General features: G+C 71.5%; 15 protein-coding genes. 6 read left to right on the forward strand and 9 right to left on the reverse strand.

What is annotated here, in order from left to right; all coding sequences use genetic code 11:
• Positions 1 to 19 precede the first annotated feature (19 nt).
• A complete protein-coding gene (locus ACFWY5_RS18795; RefSeq protein ID WP_379627424.1) occupies positions 20 to 409 on the reverse strand; it encodes an Lrp/AsnC family transcriptional regulator in 390 nt (129 codons plus the stop codon).
• 185 nt (positions 410 to 594) lie between these two features.
• On the opposite strand from ACFWY5_RS18795, the gene ACFWY5_RS18800 reads away from it, so the two are divergent.
• Positions 595 to 1809, forward strand: a complete 1215-nt coding sequence (locus ACFWY5_RS18800) for a M20 family metallopeptidase (RefSeq protein WP_379633256.1) — start codon at positions 595 to 597, stop codon at positions 1807 to 1809.
• Between the two features lie 181 nt (positions 1810 to 1990).
• Here the strand turns inward: ACFWY5_RS18800 and ACFWY5_RS18805 are convergent, their stop codons facing one another.
• Positions 1991 to 2464 (reverse strand): RrF2 family transcriptional regulator, encoded by a 474-nt coding sequence (locus tag ACFWY5_RS18805; protein WP_379627426.1) that lies wholly within the window; start codon positions 2462 to 2464, stop codon positions 1991 to 1993.
• A gap of 76 nt (positions 2465 to 2540) precedes the next feature.
• On the opposite strand from ACFWY5_RS18805, the gene ACFWY5_RS18810 reads away from it, so the two are divergent.
• Entirely contained in the window at positions 2541 to 3296 is a 756-nt protein-coding gene (locus tag ACFWY5_RS18810) for an SDR family oxidoreductase (RefSeq protein ID WP_379633258.1), read from the forward strand.
• Here ACFWY5_RS18810 and ACFWY5_RS18815 read toward each other — a convergent pair.
• From ACFWY5_RS18815 to ACFWY5_RS18835, 5 genes are read right to left on the reverse strand one after another with little or no spacing between them, the layout of a single operon-like run.
• The gene (locus tag ACFWY5_RS18815) at positions 3293 to 3982 is read right to left on the reverse strand and encodes an NAD(P)-dependent oxidoreductase (RefSeq protein ID WP_379627430.1); all 690 of its coding nucleotides are present in this window, start codon (positions 3980 to 3982) and stop codon (positions 3293 to 3295) included. The two genes, ACFWY5_RS18810 and ACFWY5_RS18815, sit on opposite strands and share 4 nt — an antisense overlap.
• Positions 3979 to 4986, reverse strand: coding sequence for an NAD(P)-dependent alcohol dehydrogenase (locus ACFWY5_RS18820; protein WP_379627432.1), 1008 nt, complete (start codon positions 4984 to 4986; stop codon positions 3979 to 3981). Before ACFWY5_RS18820 ends, ACFWY5_RS18815 begins: the two co-directional genes overlap by 4 nt.
• Positions 4987 to 5042: 56 nt before the next feature.
• Entirely contained in the window at positions 5043 to 5744 is a 702-nt protein-coding gene (locus ACFWY5_RS18825; RefSeq protein ID WP_379633260.1) for a TetR/AcrR family transcriptional regulator C-terminal domain-containing protein, read from the reverse strand.
• 44 nt (positions 5745 to 5788) lie between these two features.
• A complete protein-coding gene (locus tag ACFWY5_RS18830; protein ID WP_379627436.1) occupies positions 5789 to 6475 on the reverse strand; it encodes a response regulator in 687 nt (228 codons plus the stop codon).
• On the reverse strand, positions 6472 to 8016 hold the full coding sequence (locus tag ACFWY5_RS18835) for a sensor histidine kinase (protein WP_379633262.1): 1545 nt from the start codon (positions 8014 to 8016) through the stop codon (positions 6472 to 6474). Before ACFWY5_RS18835 ends, ACFWY5_RS18830 begins: the two co-directional genes overlap by 4 nt.
• Before the next feature lie 216 nt (positions 8017 to 8232).
• On the opposite strand from ACFWY5_RS18835, the gene ACFWY5_RS18840 reads away from it, so the two are divergent.
• On the forward strand, positions 8233 to 9474 hold the full coding sequence (locus ACFWY5_RS18840) for an alpha/beta hydrolase family protein (protein WP_379633264.1): 1242 nt from the start codon (positions 8233 to 8235) through the stop codon (positions 9472 to 9474).
• On the opposite strand, the gene polX is transcribed toward ACFWY5_RS18840, so the two are convergent.
• Positions 9471 to 11159 carry a DNA polymerase/3'-5' exonuclease PolX gene (gene polX, locus ACFWY5_RS18845; protein WP_379633266.1) on the reverse strand — a complete coding sequence of 563 codons (1689 nt, stop codon included), beginning with the start codon at positions 11157 to 11159 and terminating at the stop codon, positions 9471 to 9473. The genes ACFWY5_RS18840 and polX overlap by 4 nt on opposite strands.
• A 69-nt stretch (positions 11160 to 11228) precedes the next feature.
• On the opposite strand from polX, the gene ACFWY5_RS18850 reads away from it, so the two are divergent.
• Positions 11229 to 13679: a M14 family zinc carboxypeptidase gene (locus ACFWY5_RS18850; protein ID WP_379633268.1), complete on the forward strand. Its 2451-nt coding sequence runs from the start codon at positions 11229 to 11231 to the stop codon at positions 13677 to 13679.
• Between the two features lie 39 nt (positions 13680 to 13718).
• On the opposite strand, the gene ACFWY5_RS18855 is transcribed toward ACFWY5_RS18850, so the two are convergent.
• Positions 13719 to 14687 carry an aldo/keto reductase gene (locus ACFWY5_RS18855; protein WP_379613257.1) on the reverse strand — a complete coding sequence of 323 codons (969 nt, stop codon included), beginning with the start codon at positions 14685 to 14687 and terminating at the stop codon, positions 13719 to 13721.
• Positions 14688 to 14747: 60 nt separating this feature from the next.
• On the opposite strand from ACFWY5_RS18855, the gene ACFWY5_RS18860 reads away from it, so the two are divergent.
• Both ACFWY5_RS18860 and ACFWY5_RS18865 read left to right on the forward strand, forming a co-directional pair.
• The gene (locus ACFWY5_RS18860) at positions 14748 to 15818 is read left to right on the forward strand and encodes a class I SAM-dependent methyltransferase (protein WP_379613258.1); all 1071 of its coding nucleotides are present in this window, start codon (positions 14748 to 14750) and stop codon (positions 15816 to 15818) included.
• 152 nt (positions 15819 to 15970) lie between these two features.
• Complete coding sequence (locus tag ACFWY5_RS18865; protein WP_379633270.1) at positions 15971 to 16138, forward strand: hypothetical protein; 168 nt, start codon at positions 15971 to 15973, stop codon at positions 16136 to 16138.
• The last annotated feature ends 41 nt before the right edge of the window (positions 16139 to 16179 follow it).

A 16179-nucleotide genomic window follows, 5' to 3' on the forward strand; every position in this document is an offset into this window, starting at 1 on the left:
CCCGAGCGCCGGGACCGGATCATCCGAGCACCTTGATCTTCTTCATCGTGGGCTGGGAGATCACGCGGGCGACGCCGGGAATGCCGATGATCTTCCCGGTCTGGAACGCCTCGTAGGCGGCGTAGTCGGCCACGAGCACGCGCAGGTGGTAGTCGGGTGTGGCGAACAGCCGCCGGAACTCCACGACCTCCTCGTAGGCCGCGATCGTCCTCTCCAGTTCCTCCAGCGTCTTCAGGTCGCTGACGCTCACCTCGATCGAGACGATCACTTCCAGACCGGCGCCGAGGATCTCGTGGTCGACCGTCGCCCGGTATCCGCTGATCACCCCCGCCTCCTCCAGCCGCTTGACCCGGCGCAGGCACGGCGGGGGCGTGAGCCCCACCCGCCGGGCCAGCTCGACGTTGCTCAACCGGCCGTCCTGCTGGAGCTGAAACAATATTTCACGATCAATGGCATCAAGTACATATTCATTACCCATAAGGCCACGATAGCGCCATAAGTGGAAACCATATGAGGTCCGTTCCGCACTAGAATTTCGCTGGATCCCCCACTTCGAGCCCGGTTTTCGGCATGCCCCGAGGAAGGCGACAGATCATGACGAACCCCGCCGCCCAGGTCCAGGACTGGCTGGACGCCCGCGCCGACGACATGGCCGCGCTGCTGACCCGCCTGGTGGCCGTGGACTCCGAGAACCCGCCCGGCCGCGCGCTGGGCCGGTGCGCCGCGATCCTGCGCGAGGAGATGTCCCGCCTGGGCCTGTCCCCCGAGATCCTCCCCATCCCCGGCGCCCCCGGCCACCTGGAGGAACCGTGCGTCGTACGCGGCACCGCCGGAGAAGGCGCCCGGCTCCTCTACTTCCACGGCCACTTCGACGTCGTCCCCGCCCAGGACCGCGCCCAGTTCACCGCCGAACGCCGCGACGGCCGCATCATCGGCCGCGGCACCGCCGACATGAAGGGCGGCATCGTCAGCATGCTGTACGGCGCCGCCGCCGCCCGCGAACTCGGCCTCCTCGGCGGCGGCCGCATCGTCATCCACCTCGTGTGCGACGAGGAGACCGGCAGCGTCACCGGCTCCGGACACCTGCGCGAGGCCGGGCTCATCGACCCGTCCGCGCTGGCCATGCTCACCGCCGAGCCCAGCGGCGGCGGCATCTGGAACGCCGCCCGCGGCGCCGTCTCGCTGCGCGTGGACGTGGCCGGCCGCGAAGCCCACGTCGGGCAGGCGAACCTCGGCGTCAACGCCTTCTGGCACATGCTCCACGTGGCCCGCCCGGTCCAGGACTACGCCACGGAGATGGCCGGGCGGCCGACCGCGTACCCCATGAACCCCGCCGACGCGCGCGGCACCATGCTCGTGGTCGGCGGCCGGTCGGCGGCCGGGTCCAACTTCAACGTCGTGCCCGGCTCCGCCTACTTCACCGTCGACGGCCGCTACAACCCGGAGGAAGACCTGGAGGGCGAACTCAAGCGCCTGACCACGCTGATCGAGCACGCCGCCGGTGAGATCGGCGCCGACGTCACCGTCAAGACGACCCAGCTCCAGCCCTCCGCCGCCACCGACCCCGCCCATCCGGCCGCCGCCGAACTGGCCCGCGTGGTGACCGCGGTCACGGGCGAGCCCGCCCGGTTCGAGCTGTGCGCGGGCATCCTGGAGATCCGCTGGTACGCCCAGCTCGGCATCCCGTCCTTCGGATACGGCGCCGGCCGCCTGGACGTCTCCCACGGCCCCGAGGAGTACATCGACGAGGCCGCCATGCGCCGCTGCGCCACCGTCTACGCCCTCTACGCCGCCAACCTCCTCACCTGACCCCGGCCTCCCGGGATCTCGGCTCCTGGCAACCGGCCGCACCACCGCCCCTCGCGCCGGGCATCCCGCCTCGGCGCCTTCCAGGTGAGGGCCCGAGTGCGCGCTGCGGGCTTTCCTCGCCGGACGTTCCGCTCCCGTGGCTCGGCCCACCCGGCGGGCCGTACCGGAGAACGGTGGGGCGTTAGGTGAGGGTCGTGAGGCGGTGGCGGGTGCGGGCGGGGGCGGTTGGGGGGATGTCGGCGAGGATGTCGGCCAGCGTGGTGGCGGCGAGGGTGCGGCGCCAGGCCTGGTGTGCCTCCGCCATCTTGACGGCCAGGACGCACGGGGCCCGGCACTCCTCCGGCGGCAGCGCCCCCCGCCCCTGCTGCCGGATCTCCCGGCACTCGTACGGCGACGACGTCCCGTCCACCGCCTCCACCACCTGCAGCATGGTGATCTCGCCCGCCGCCCGTGCCAGCCGGAACCCGCCCCGCGGCCCCGTGCTGGCGCTCAGCAGCCCGGCCTTGACGAGCGCCTTCAGCTGCTTGGCGAGGTAGGGCACGGGCAGGTCGAAGTACTGGGCGAGCTGGGTCGTGGACGCGCTCGCCCCCGGTTCGAGCTGCGCCAGCGTCGTGGCACAGTGCAGGACCCATTCCGTGCTCACAGGCAACTTCACGCCCATGAGTCTATAGGAGATATTAAGGACCCATTTAGTCCGTGATAGTGTCACGTCGAGACGAGGAGAGATCATCATGCGCATCGCAGTAGCCGGCGCGACCGGAAACATCGGCGCCCTCACCATCACCGCCCTCGAAAAGGACGGGCACGAGGTCGTCGGCATCAGCCGCTCGCTGGGCGTGGACCTGTCCACGGGCAAGGGCCTGGACGAGGCGCTGACCGGCGTCGAGGCGGTCGTCGACGCCATCAGCATGCCCGGGGCGGACGAGGCCGAGACGGTGGCGTTCTTCTCCGGCGCCACCGGCAACCTGCTCGCCGCCGAGCGGCGGGCCGGTGTCCGCCACCACGTGCTGCTCTCGATCGCCGGCCTCCACCGCACCGGCGGCAACGCCCACTACGCCGGCAAGCGCGAGCAGGAACGCCTCGTGTCGGCGGGCCCCGTGCCGTGGACCATCGTGCCGGCCACGCAGTTCCACGACTTCCCCGCGATGGCCGCGAGCTGGGACGAGCGGGACGGCGTCGCCCGTGTCGCCCCGCTGCTCATGCGGCCGATCGCCCCCGCTGATGTGGCCGCCGTCCTGGCCGAGGTCGCCACCGGCGAGCCGCGGGGCCGCTACGCCGACATCGCGGGGCCTGACCAGCAGGACCTGGTCGACATGGCGCGGCGCACGTACGCGGCGCGCGGCCAGGAGATCGTGCTGGTGCCGACGTGGTCGGGCATCTTCGGCCCGGACTTGGCGGGCGATGTCATGCTGCCCGGCGAGGGAGCCCGGATCATGCCGACCACGTTCGACACGTGGCTGGCCGGCCAGGTCCCGGCGGCGGGCTAACCGAGTGTCCGCGCGTGGGCGCGGGCCGACGCCGTCTCGCGGCCGACGATCGCGGGCGCCTCGTGCACGAGTTCGTCGTTGGTGAGCGCGTCCACCATGAACAGGGCGAAGTCGATGCGCCGGGTGAGGTTGCCGGCCAGGACGGGGTCGCCCACGTGCCGGCTCCACACGGGCAGCCCCTGGCTCTCGCCCTCTTCCAGGTCGCTGCCCCGCACCACCGTCCACCGGGTGTCGCTGGCGAAGATACGCCGGCAGGCCTCCACCTGGTCGCGCAGGTCGGCGAAGCGGACCAGCCGGGCGAGCACGCCGAACACCGCGGCGAACGTCCGCAGTTGCCACGTGTAGACGTCCTTGCCGTCGCGGGTGATGTGCCACCCGCAGGAGAACACCAGGCGGGCGCCCGGCCGCGCGTAGTCCATGACCGCCTGGGCGGTGCCGCTGGAGTATTTCCGCATCCCCCACGGCACCAGGACCGTGAGAACTCCGTCGCACCCGGCGACCGCGCGTTCGATGACCCGCCGGTCGTTGGTGTCGCCGGGGACGATGGTGATGCGGTCCTTGACGGCGTCGAGCTTGCCGACGCTCTTCTTCCGGCAGACGCCGACGACCTCGTAGCCGCGTTCCAGCGCGTGCCTGACCATGTACCGCCCCAGCTTGCCCGAGGCGCCGACAATACAGACCTTCATCGAGTTTCCCCCTGTCCGATGGTGATGACGACCTTGCCGCGGGCCCGCATGCTCTCGACGTACCGGATCGCCTCCGGGACCTCGGCCAGCGGGTACACGCGGTCGACGACCGGCACGATCTCCTTGGCCGCGAGCAGCTCGGCCAGGTGGTTCAGCGCCTGCTTGCCCGGCTTCCACGAGACTCCGGTGATCCGCTGCCCGACGAACCTCGCCACGACCATGCCCTTGACCACCTGCACCAAGGGCCCGAGCACCCGCCCGCCGCCGGAGGACAGGCCGCCGACGAGCGCCAGCGTGCCCTTCGGCGTCAGCGCGCGCCTGAATTCCTTGAGTGAACGGTTGCCGACCAGGTCCACCAGCAGGTCGTAGCGCTCGATCGGCCGGGTGAAGTCCTCGCGGTTGTAGTCCACGACCTCGTCGGCGCCGAGCGAGCGGACCAGGTCGGCGTTGTGGGCGCCGCACACGCCGGTGACGTGCGCCCCGAGCGCCTTGGCGAGCTGGACGGTGAAGGTGCCGATGCCCCCCGAGGCCCCGTTGACCAGCACCCGCTGCCCGGCCACGAGCCCGTCGAGCGCCTTCAGCGCGGTCTGCCCCGCCATGGGCACGGCCGCCGCCGCCTCGAAGCTCACGTCCTCGGGCTTCGGGACAAGCGTTTCCTGGGGTACGGCTACCGCCTCGGCGAACGCGCCCAGCCGTACACCTCCGAACACCTCGTCACCCACGGCGAGGCCGCGCACGTCGGCCCCCACCCGCTCGACGACCCCGGCCAGGTCGGCGCCGAGGATCGACCCCGGCTTGGGCCGCCGCAGCCCGGCGGAGAGGCGCACCAGGTGCGGGTCCGAGCGCAGGTGGCGCCAGTCGTAGGGATTGACGGCGGCGGCCCGTACCCGGACCAGGACCTCGTGGCGCCCGGGCTCGGGCTCGTCGACCTCGCGCAGGGCCAGGACGTCCGGCGAGCCGTACCGCTCCCAGACCCAAGCCTTCGTACGTCGTAAGGTTGCCATACGTCATAAGGTTGTCGTACGACGTAAGGTTGTCAAGTCCCAGCCTGAGACGGCTCTCAGCCGAGCCGGCGGCGCTCCAGTCCCTCAAGGATCAGATCGAGCGCGAAGGAGAACTCCGTGTTGTCATCGCACCAGCTCAGCGTGGTTTCGGGGGCTTCGTGGGCGATCGCCGCCATCATCCCGGCCAGATGGGGATATTTCATACCCATCTGTTCCATCAACGCCTCGTCCATGTCGTCGGACGGGTCGTCCGGCTCGAACAACTCCTGCGTGAACCCCATCGCCCGGCTGCCCAGCGCGTGCAGCGCGTGGTGCGCCAGATCGTAGGTGAACCCGCCCGCCCGCAGAATCCCGAGCACGCCCTCGTAGTAGGCGATCGCCGCCTCGCTGAGCGACGAGCGCGTCTGGATCACGCCCGGCGCCCACTTGTGCCGCAGCAACACCTCGCGCGCGGCCAGAATCCGCCCCCGCAACGCCGCCTGCCAGTCACCGGCCGGATCCGGCCCCTCGGCGACCTCGACCACCCCGAGGATCTCCCCGATCACCATCTCGACGACCCCGTCGAGGATCGCCTCCTTGTTGGCGACATGGTGGTACAGCGACATCGGCTCCACCCCGAGCTCCTGCGCCACCCGCCGCATCGTCAGCGCGTCGAGCCCGGCCCGGTCGGCCAGTTCGACGGCGGCGCGCAGCACCCGCCTGCGGCTCAGCGGGACACGGGGCTGCTCGTCGGTTTCTTCGTCGGTCCAAAGAGGCACCCCAGCACTTTACCCGTACACCGTAAGGCCCAGTCCAGGCGGCTCTAGACGTCGCCGGGCCGCCCGCCCGGGGAGATCAGGCCGGTCTCGTACGCGAGCACGACCGCCTGCACGCGGTCACGCAGGCCGAGCTTGGACAGAATGCGGGCCACGTGCGTCTTCACCGTGGTCGCGCTGAGCGTCAGCCGGTCGGCCAGTTCGGCGTTGCTCAGGCCGGTGGCCAGCAGGCGCAGGACCTCCAGCTCGCGCGGCGTCAGCCCGGACAGGTCGCGATGCAGGGCCGCGCGGGCGTCGTCGCGGCGGGCGAAGCGCTCCACCAGACGGCGGGTGATCGTGGGCGCGAGCAGCGCGTCACCGGAGCGGACCAGCCGGACCGAGGCCACCAGGTGCTCGGGGGTGACGTCCTTGAGCAGGAAGCCGCTGGCTCCGGCGGTGAGCGCGGCGTAGACGTACTGGTCGAGGTCGTAGGTGGTCAGGATGAGCACCCGGGTGTCGTCCGCGCCGCCGGTCACGATCCGCCGGGTGGCCTCGATGCCGTCGGTTCCCGGCATGCGGATGTCCATGAGCACGACGTCGGGCCGGGTGCGCCGGACCGCGGCGACGGCCTCGGCCCCGTCCGCCGCCTCGGCCACCACCTCGATGCCGTCGGCCGTCAGGATCATCCGGAACCCGGTGCGGACCAGCGCCTGGTCGTCGGCGATGACCGCGCGCAGCGGTGGCGGCGGGGTCACGCGGCGGTCCAGGGGATGCGGGCCCTGAGCCGGTAGCCGTCCGGCCCGCTGGTGGTCTCCAGGGTCCCGCCGTACAGGGCGAGCCGCTCGCGCAGCCCGATGAGGCCGCGGCCCTGGCCGGTGCCGGGCCCCGCGGCCGGGCCGCCGCCGGTGTCGCCGACCTCGACCTCCAGGAAGTCGCCCGCGCGGGCGACCGTGACGGTGGCCGCCGCGCCCGCCGCGTGCTTCATCGTGTTCGTCAACGCCTCCTGTACGACACGGTAGACCGCCAGGTCCACGCCCGGAGGCAGAGGCTGGAGGCCGGCCTCGACCCTGGCCTCGACCTGGAGCCCGGCGGCGCGTACCCGCTCGATGAGACCGTCGAGCCGGCCGATTCCCGGCTGCGGTTCGAGCCCGCCGGGAAGCTCTTCCGACGCGGCGAGCAGGCCCATCACGTTGCGCAGCTCGGCCATGGCGGCCCGCCCACTGGCCTCGATCGCCACCAGGGCCTGCTTCGACTGCTCGGGATGCGCGTCCATCACCTTGCGCGCGGCCCCGGCCTGGATCACCATCACGCTCACATTGTGGGTCACCACGTCGTGCAGTTCGCCCGCGATCCGGTCGCGCTCGGCCTGGACCGCCCTGCGCGCGGCCTCGTCCCGGTCCCGTCGCAGCGCGTCGAGGCGCTCGCGGTTGCGCTGCCAGAACCGCACGAACACCGCGAGCGCGCCCGCGCTGAGCAGCACCACGTACGGCCCCAGCCAGCTCGGCAGGCTCGGCACGATGTCCGCGCCGGCGGCGCCCGCGAGCACGGCCGCCAGCAGGAGCCCCGCTGCCGCGGCCACCCGGTGGCGGCTGTGCGCGAGCGCGCTGTAGGCGGCGATGACGCAGGCCAGGACGGTGATCCAGGTCTCTCCCCCGTCCATGGCCAGCGTCGCCGGCACCACGGCCCAGAAGGTCGTGAGCGGGAAGCGGCGGCGGGCCGCCAGCGGCAGCGTGCCGAGCACCACCAGCAGCACCGCCAGACCGGCGTCCTCGTCGGGAACGGGCACCACCGGCTCGGGCGACGGCATCGCGCCCACCGGCCCGCCCGTCGGCCCGCCCGTCGGCGGAGTCGTGAGCGGTGGGGTCACGGCCGGCAGAACCGGCGGCGTCGGCAGCTCGGGCGTGGCCGGCGGTTCCGGGAGCTTGGGCGTCGTCGGCGGCGCCGGGAGCTCGGGCGTCGTCGGCAGGGCCGGGGGCGTGGCCGGCGGCGTCGGGGGCGGCAGGGTCGGAGGCGGCAGGGTCGGGGGCGGTAGCGGAAGTGCCCGGGTCGCGGACGGATGGGCGGACTGGGGTGCCGGGTCGTGGCGGAGGCGGAGCAGGTCCGACACCGGGTGGGGCGCGGCGCCACGGTCGGCCTCGTCCAGGCTCGCCGTCGCGAACACCGCCACGACGGTCAGGGCGATCGCGAGCAGCAGGTCGGTGACGAGCGCCGCGCGGGACGGCCGGGCGACCGGTGTCTCCGGCCGCAGCAGACCGCGCACGTGCTGCCACCAGAGGCGCCGTTCATCAGCTGTCACCTGCGTATTGTCGCGTTTGCCGGGCTGTCCGCGCATCGTCCCGAGTGACCGGGGCGGTGGTCCGGCAGGCGTACATCCCGAGGATGACGTCCCGGCGGATCATCCCCGGGAGGTAGCCGACATCGCCGTCACGGCCGACGCGCCCGCCGATCCCCCGCCTCTAGCGTCGTCCCCACTTCACACGAGAAACGGGGATATTTCATGCATAGTCGTGCCTTGGGCGGCTTGATGGTCGTCACGAGCCTGCTGTCACCTCTGGCCACGGCCACCCCGGCCACCGCCGCCTCACCGGCCACCGCCGCCTCACCGGCCTCCGCCGCCTCACCGGCCACCGCCGCCACCTCTGCCTCTGCCTCTGCCTCTGCCTCTGCCTCTGCCTCGGCCGCCGCAACGATCTCCGCCGCGACACCGCGCCTGCCGAAACCGACCGGCTCGCTGGCGGTCGGCACCACGTCCCTCCACCTCAAGGACACCTCCCGCCCCGACCCCTGGGTGCCCTCCGTCAAGATGCGGGAGCTCATGGTCACCGTCTGGTACCCGGCCACGTCGCCGGGCGGGCGGCGGGCGCCGTACCTGACGGCGAAGGAGTCGGAGCTGCTGCTCAAGGACGGCGGGATCACCGGCGTGAAGCCCGGCATCCTCGCCACCACGCGCACCAACGCCCACACCGGCGTGAAACCGCGCGGACGCAAGCACAGCCTGCCGCTCGTGGTGCTCTCGCCCGGGTTCAAGAAGCCCCGCGCCACGCTGACCGCGCTCGCCGAGGACCTGGCCAGCCGGGGCTACGTGGTGGCCGGCATCGACCACACCTACGAGAGCATCGCCACGGCCTTCCCCGACGGGCGGGTCACCACCTGCGTGCCCTGCGACGGCGAGCGCGAGCCCGCGACGTTCACGAAGGCGGCCAAGGGGCGGGCGGCCGACGTCTCGTTCGTGATCGACCGGCTGACCGCCAATGGCGCCTGGAAGGGCGCCGCGCTGATCGACCGGTCCAAGGTCGCGATGGCCGGCCACTCCCTGGGCGGCGCGAGCAGCCTCGCCGCGATGGTCAAGGACGGCAGGATCCGCGCCGGGATCGACATCGACGGCACCGTCCCGCCGGGCGTACCGGAAACCGATCTCGCGCGGCCGTTCATGTTCCTCGGCAAGCCCGCCACCTACACCCCGGGATCCGGCAGCGCCGAGACCGCCACCTGGGAAGCCGCCTGGAAGCGCCTGACCGGCTGGAAGCGCTGGCTGCTGATGACCGGCGCGCAGCACGAGTCGTTCAACGACCTCGGGCCGCTGGCCGCGCAGCTCGGGCTCGACACCGGCGCCCAGGTGCCGGGGCCCCGCTCCTGGGAGCTCACCAGGACCTACGTCGGCGCCTTCCTCGACCTGCACCTGCGCAAGAAGCCCCAGCCCCTCCTGGACCGCCCCTCACCCCGCCACCCGGAGATCAAGCACGTCTCCCCCTAAGGGCGGATGTAGGCGAGCAGTCGCTCCACCGGCCAGGTGTTGACCACGTCGTCGGTCGTCAGCCACGCGCGCTGGGCGATGCCGACGCCGAAACGCTGGTTCTTCAGATGCGGTACGGCATGCGAGTCGCTGTCGATGGAGAACTTCACCCCATGATGCCTGGCCAGCCGGACCAGGTCGGAGGGAAGGTCGCTGCGGTCGGGGTAGGCGTCGATCTCCATGACCGTGCCGGTGCGCGCGGCGGCGGCGAACACGGCGTCCCAGTCGGCCTCCACCGGCTGGCGCTTGCCGATCTTGCGCGTGGTCGGATGCCCGATGACGTCCACGTACGGGTTCTCGCAGGCGGCGATGAACCGGCGGGTCATCTCCTCGCGCGACTGCGTGAAGTGGGAGTGGACCGAGGCCACGCAGACGTCGAACCCGGCCAGGATCTCCTCCGGCCAGTCGACCGAGCCGTCGGGCGCGATGTTGAGCTCGCTGCCGTGCAGCAGCCGCATTCCCGGATAGGACTCCTGCAGCTTCCTGATCTGCTCGCGCTGCTCCAGCGCCTTCTCCAGCGTCATGCGCTGCATGGTCAGGTCGGGGGCGTGGTCGGTGATGGCGTAGTAGGAGTAGCCGAGCGCGTGCGCGGCGGCGACCATCTCCTCAAGCGAGGCGATGCCGTCGGTCAGGTTGGTGTGGGTGTGCAGGTCGCCCTTCAGGTCGGCCAGCTCGACCAGGGCCGGGAGCTCGCCCTTCAGGGCCAGCTTCACCTCGCCCTCGTCCTCGCGCATGGGCGGGGGCACGAACTGCATGCCGAGCGCGGTGTAGATGTCCTGCTCCGTGGTGGCGGCCAGGACCCGATCACCCTCGAACAGCCCGTACTCGGAGAGCTTCCAGCCCTTCTTCACCGCGATCTCGCGGATGGTGACGTTGTGCTCCTTGGAGCCGGTGAAGTATTGCATCGCGGCGCCCCACGACTCCTCCGGGACCACGCGCAGGTCCACCTGGACGCCCGCGGTGGTGCGGATGGAGGTCTTCTTGTCGCCCGCCGCGATGACCTCGGCCACGTACGGCTGCGCGCGGAAGCGCTCCATGATCTCGACCGGCGCCACCGCGAGGATGTCGATGTCGCCGATCGTGTCCTTCATCCGGCGCAGCGAGCCCGCGTAGTCGATGCGCGTGGCCAGGTCGGACAGCGACGCGATCACCTGCTCGGCCAGCGACATCGCGACGCCGACGTGCACCCGCCGCCCGGCCTGCTCCATCTGCTCGATGCCCTTGGCCAGATTGGCCAGCGTCTTCGGCCCGAGCCCCTTGACCCCGTCGAGGCGGCCCGCGGTGATCGCCTCGGCCAGCGCGGCGGGCGAGTCGATGCCGAAGTCCTCGAACAGCATGATGGCCGTCTTCGGCCCCAGCGTCGGCACGCTCGTCAGCCGGCGCACGCCGTCGGGCACCTTCGCGCGCAGGGCGTCGAGCTGCCGGAAGCTGCCACGCTCCAGGAACTCCTCGATCTTCAGCGCGATCGCCTCACCCACGCCCGGCACCTTGCGGACGTCGACCTGCGCGATGTCCTCGGGGAAGCCGGCGATCGCCTTGACCGCCTTCTGGTAGCTGCGCACCCGGAAGGCGTCGCCCCCGGTCAGCGCGAACAGCTCTGCGTATTCCTGAAGGGCGGCCGCCGCCTGCTCATTTGCCCGTGCCATGTGCACAGCTTAGGAGGTGGGGCCGACATTTCCTCTCGCCATGTCGGCCCGGACATGTCACGCTCGATCATGCGCAGAACCACCCTCTTAGCCCTGTTATCGGTCCTCCTCCTGCCAGCCGGTACGGCTGCCGCCGCCCCCGTCCCCACGCCGTCCCCAGCGGTCAGGGACTTCGGCAACGGCCCCGAGCGCAACGAGGAAGCCGCCCTGGTCGAGGATGCGACCGCGGCGCTGAAGGCCCAGGCGGCCGCGCCGTACCACCACGACAAGACCAGGGGTTATCCCCGCAAGAACCAGCTCCCCCTCCCGCCGGAGAACCCCGCGGACGCCTCGATCAAGCTGGGCCTGATCCCGCACCACGCGATCGCGGCGAAGCTGAACGCGCTGCAGGCGCTCGGCGACCGTGTGAGCGCCGAGGTCCTCGGCCGCTCGGCGGGCGGGCGCGACCTCTACTTCGTGACGGTCACCGCGCCGGAGAGCCCCGCTGAGGTCCGCGAGCAGGAACGCCTGCGCCGCCAGATCGAATCGGGGCGAAAAGTCCCGAAAAATCGCTATAAAACGCCGATCTTCATCAACGGCAACATCCACGGCAACGAGTGGGAGGGCACCGACGCCTCCCTCCGGGTGATCGAGGAACTGGCCACCAGCCCGCAGGCGGCCACCCTGCTCAAGCGCGCCCGCCTGTACTTCAACATCACCGCCAACCCCGACGGCAGAGTCCTCGGCCAGCGCCCCAACGGCAACGGCTTCGACCTCAACCGCGACATGATCACCGCCTCCCAGCCCGAGGCCAGGGCCATGCGGCAGATCATGATCGACACGCAGCCGGTCGCCATGCTCGACCTGCACGGCTACGTCAACGGCACGCTGATCGAGCCGACCACACCGCCCCACGGCGCCAACTACGAGTACGACCTGTTCATCACCAACACCTACGCCAACGGCCTCGGCATGGAGGCGGGGGTCAACGCCCTGGGCTACACCCCGGAGAAGGACGGCGTCTTCCCCGTCCAGATCCCCTTCCGCGACTCCGAGGAGGGCTGGGACGACTGGCCCCCGATCTTCACCCCGCAGTACGCGCCCTTCCATGGCGCGGTCGCCGCGCACACGGTGGAGATCCCGCTGCGCGTCAACGGCTCCGACTACACCAACCTGCCGGTCGAGGAGCTGCGCCGCCGTTCCCGGATCAACACCGACGTGGCCGCCGCGGCCGTGCGCGCCACCTACGGCCACGTCCTGGCCAACCACGACAAGCTGATCGCCGACCAGACCGAGGTCTTCCGCCGCGGCGCGGCCGGCGAGCCGTCCAGGACGGTCCCGCTCGGCATCGTGCCCGGCTTCGGCCCCGAGGACGTCTACACCACCACCTACCCGCGCGGCTACGTGATCCCCGAGGGCACCCCGGCCGCGGCCCGGCTGGTGGACCACCTGATCGCCAACGACGTGGAGGTGGAGCGGGCGATCCTGCCCTTCCGCGCGGGCGGCCGCTTCTACCCGTCCGGCACGTACGTGGTCGACATGCGCCAGCCCAAGCGCGGCCTGGCCAACGTGATGCTGGAGCCCGGCGCGGACATCAGCCCGCGCGTCGACGCCATGTACGACATCTCGGGCTGGAGCCACGCCCTGCTCTGGGGCGCCGGCGTCACCTCCGTGCGCGACCTGCGCGTGCTCGCGGAGCCGGTCCGTTCCGCGGCTTCCACCGGCTACGTCCCGCACGGCGACGGCGCGCTCGCGCTCAAGGTCGCCGACGGCCGCGACGCGCAGGCGCTCAACGCGCTGCTCGCCCGCGGCGTCGAGGTCACCTGGGCGGGCGACACCGCCACGCTGCCCCGCTCGGCGCGCGCCGCCGCCCGCGAGGTCGCCCAGCGCTACGGCGTGCGATTCTCCCGAGCGGGTACGGCGGGCGGCCCCAAGCTCGCCCCGGTCAGGATCGCCGCGGCGGCCTCGGCAGACGAGCTGTTCACGCTGCGCGAGATGGGCTTCGCGGTGACACCGGTCTCCACGACCCTGGCCAACGCCGGATTCGACTGGAACGCCGTGGACGTCCTGTTCGTCGCCAGCGGCCTGTCCTACACCGCGCTCAACCCGGCGGCCAAGGCCGCGCTCGACGCCTTCCTGGCCAAGGGCGGCGTCGTCACCCGCGGCGGCACGGGCGCGACCTTCAACGCCGCCGCCGGGCTCCTGACCGTCACCTCGGTGGCCGGGCGCGGCGACGCCAACGGCGTGGTCAGGATGGCCTCGGGCGAGCACGGGTTCGTGTACTCGCCGCGCTGGTTCACCGGGCTGGGTCCCGAGGTGAAGGCCGAGCAGACCTACGAGGCGTTCGTGTCCGGGCACTGGCGCCCGAACCAGGACGGCTCCGGCGGCCAGGACGCCGCCAAGGGCCAGGCGGCGGTCGTCAGCGGCCAGGACGAGCGCGGGGCTCGCGTGGTGCTGTTCGGCACCGAGCCGATGTTCCGCAACCACCCGAAGGGGCTTTTCGCGCAGGTCGCGCGGGCCCTGTACAGCACGTCCCAGTGAGGTGACACGTGGGCCGGGCGGCGCGCCCGGCCCGCGTGCTCACATGCGTACCTCGCGAGGAGTGTAGGCCTCGCTCAGGAACGCGATCTCCTTCTCCGTCAGCTCCACGCCGACCGCGGCCGCCGCGTCGTCGACGTGCCGGTCCTTGGTGGCGCCCACGATCGGCGCGGTCACCCCGGTGCGGCCCAGCAGCCAGGCCAGCGCCACCTGCGCCGCCGGCAGCTCGCGCTCCCTGGACACCTGGGCCACCCGGTCCAGGATCACCTGGTCGTTCTCCGGCTCGTACAGGAAGTCGATGCGCTCGTCCGAACCCTGCCTGGCGGTCTGCTGCGCCGATCCGGCCCTGGCCAGGACGCCGCGGGCCAGCGGGCTCCAGGGGATGAGGCCCACACCCTGGTCGGCGCAGAGCGGCAGCATCTCCCGCTCCTCCTCGCGGTAGAGCAGGTTGTAGTGGTTCTGCATGGACACGAACCTCGTCCACCCGTTCACCTCGGCCACGTGCTGGGCCTTCGCGAACTGCCAGGCCCACATGGAGGAGGCGCCGATGTAGCGGACCTTGCCGGAGCGGACGACGTCGTGCAGGGCCAGCATGGTCTCCTCGATCGGCGTCTCGTCGTCCCAGCGGTGGATCTGGTAGAGGTCCACGTAGTCGGTGCCGAGGCGGTCCAGGGAGGCGTCGATCGCGGCCATGATGTGCTTGCGCGACAGCCCGCGGTCGTTGCGGGCCTTGCCCATGGGGAAGTAGACCTTGGTGGCCAGCACGTAGTCCTCGCGTCGGGGGAAGACGCGGCGCAGCACGTTGCCGGTGATGACCTCGCTGGCGCCGGCGCTGTAGACGTCGGCGGTGTCGAAGAAGGTCACGCCGGCGTCGGCGGCGCGCCGGACGAGCGGTTCGGCCTGTTCCTCCGGCAGGGTCCATTCCATCTTGCCGGGATCGCCGTAGCTCATCATGCCGAGGCAGATACGCGAGACCTGAAGGCCGGTGTTACCAAGACGCGAATATTCCATGAAAGTCAGCTTATGGTGGTCATAGGGTGAAGGCGGATGGGCCATGGGTAAGAGCCGGAAATGGTGACACCCCGCAGGATGCTGGTCCGGATTCTTTACGGCTCCCGCTACGACCGGTTGCCGCACGGCCAGCGTGCTTACGTACGACCGGGCGAGCGGGTGATCCGCGAGGCCCAGTGGCGGCTGAGGCTGCGCCGCGCGCCCGTGACCTCGCTGCCCGACTACTCCGGGTCGGTACCGCTCGGGGAGATCGAGGAGTTCCTGGCCTGCACGCTGTGCGGCGAGGAGCGCCAGCAGCCGCTGTTCGAGCCGACCGGCGGCAAGGGCTGGCGCTACCGGGTGGTGCGCTGCCCGGCCTGCGGTTTCCTCTACCGCAACCCGAACGTCCGCCCCGAGCACCTCGGCGACCTGTACGCCGGTTCCTACAGCTCCTTCCTGACCGGCAAGTACGCCGCCCAGCGCCGGCGACGCTACGAGCTGACGATGAAGGCGTTCTCCCCCGTGTTCGACGACGGCGCCGGCCGCAGGCTGCTCGACTTCGGCTGCGGCACCGGGCTCTTCCTGGGCCTGGCCGAGGAGCTCGGCTTCGACGCGGTCGGCGTCGACCTCTCGCCCGACTCCGTGGAACAGGCGAATGCCACACTCCGCACCGCCCGCGCCCACCTGGGCGACCCCGAGGACGTGCCGGAGATCGCCGCGGGCGGGTTCGACGTCATCACGCTCTGGTCGGTGCTGGCGCACCTGCCGCGCCCGCTGGAGGACTTCGCGCGCTTCCGCCGCCTGCTGGCGCCGGGCGGGGTCCTGCTGGTGCTGACCGTCAACGCCAATTCCCTGCTGCTCAAGGCGTACGGCTCCCGCTGGAGCGGCTTCACGAAGAACCACCTGATGTTCTACTCCTCGAACACGCTGCCGGTGCTGCTGCGCCGTACCGGATTCTCCGGGGTGGCCTTCGCGCCCCACTTCGGCGACTCGATCGAGGCGGGCACCACGCACCTGCCCGAGAAGCTGCGGCGGCGGCTGGTGACGCGGATCCGCGCGAGCGACGGCGGGAACATGATGCGCGCGCTCGCCTTCGCCGACCAGGAGGCGCTGGAGCGGTGGGGAGCCGAGCAGAAGGCCCGTGAGCTGTAGGAACTCGCTCATCGACGTCCAGAACGCCAAGCGCTACCGCGCGGCCGTGAGCCAGGGCCCCGAGGGCACCCGCGCCTGCGCCAAGACCGACGCCACCACCGTGGAGACCGGCGGCAAGCTGTCGTTCCAGGCGACCTACGCGGCGCCGCGACGTGCTGTTCGCCCTGGACGAGCACACGCTGACCGCCAAGGCCAGGCAGCGTGTCGCGGCCGTCACCGCCCGGATCGGATCGGGTCCGGTGAGCGTCGAGGGCCACACCGGCGGCCGGGCGATCGAGGAGAACCGGCGCGTGGAGATCATATTCAATGCCGGTGAATGAGCCAATAATGCCGGGGCTTATTGGCAATTACTCCACTTGAT

It is taken from the genome of Nonomuraea sp. NPDC059007 (assembly GCF_042740555.1).
GTDB lineage: Bacteria > Actinomycetota > Actinomycetes > Streptosporangiales > Streptosporangiaceae > Nonomuraea.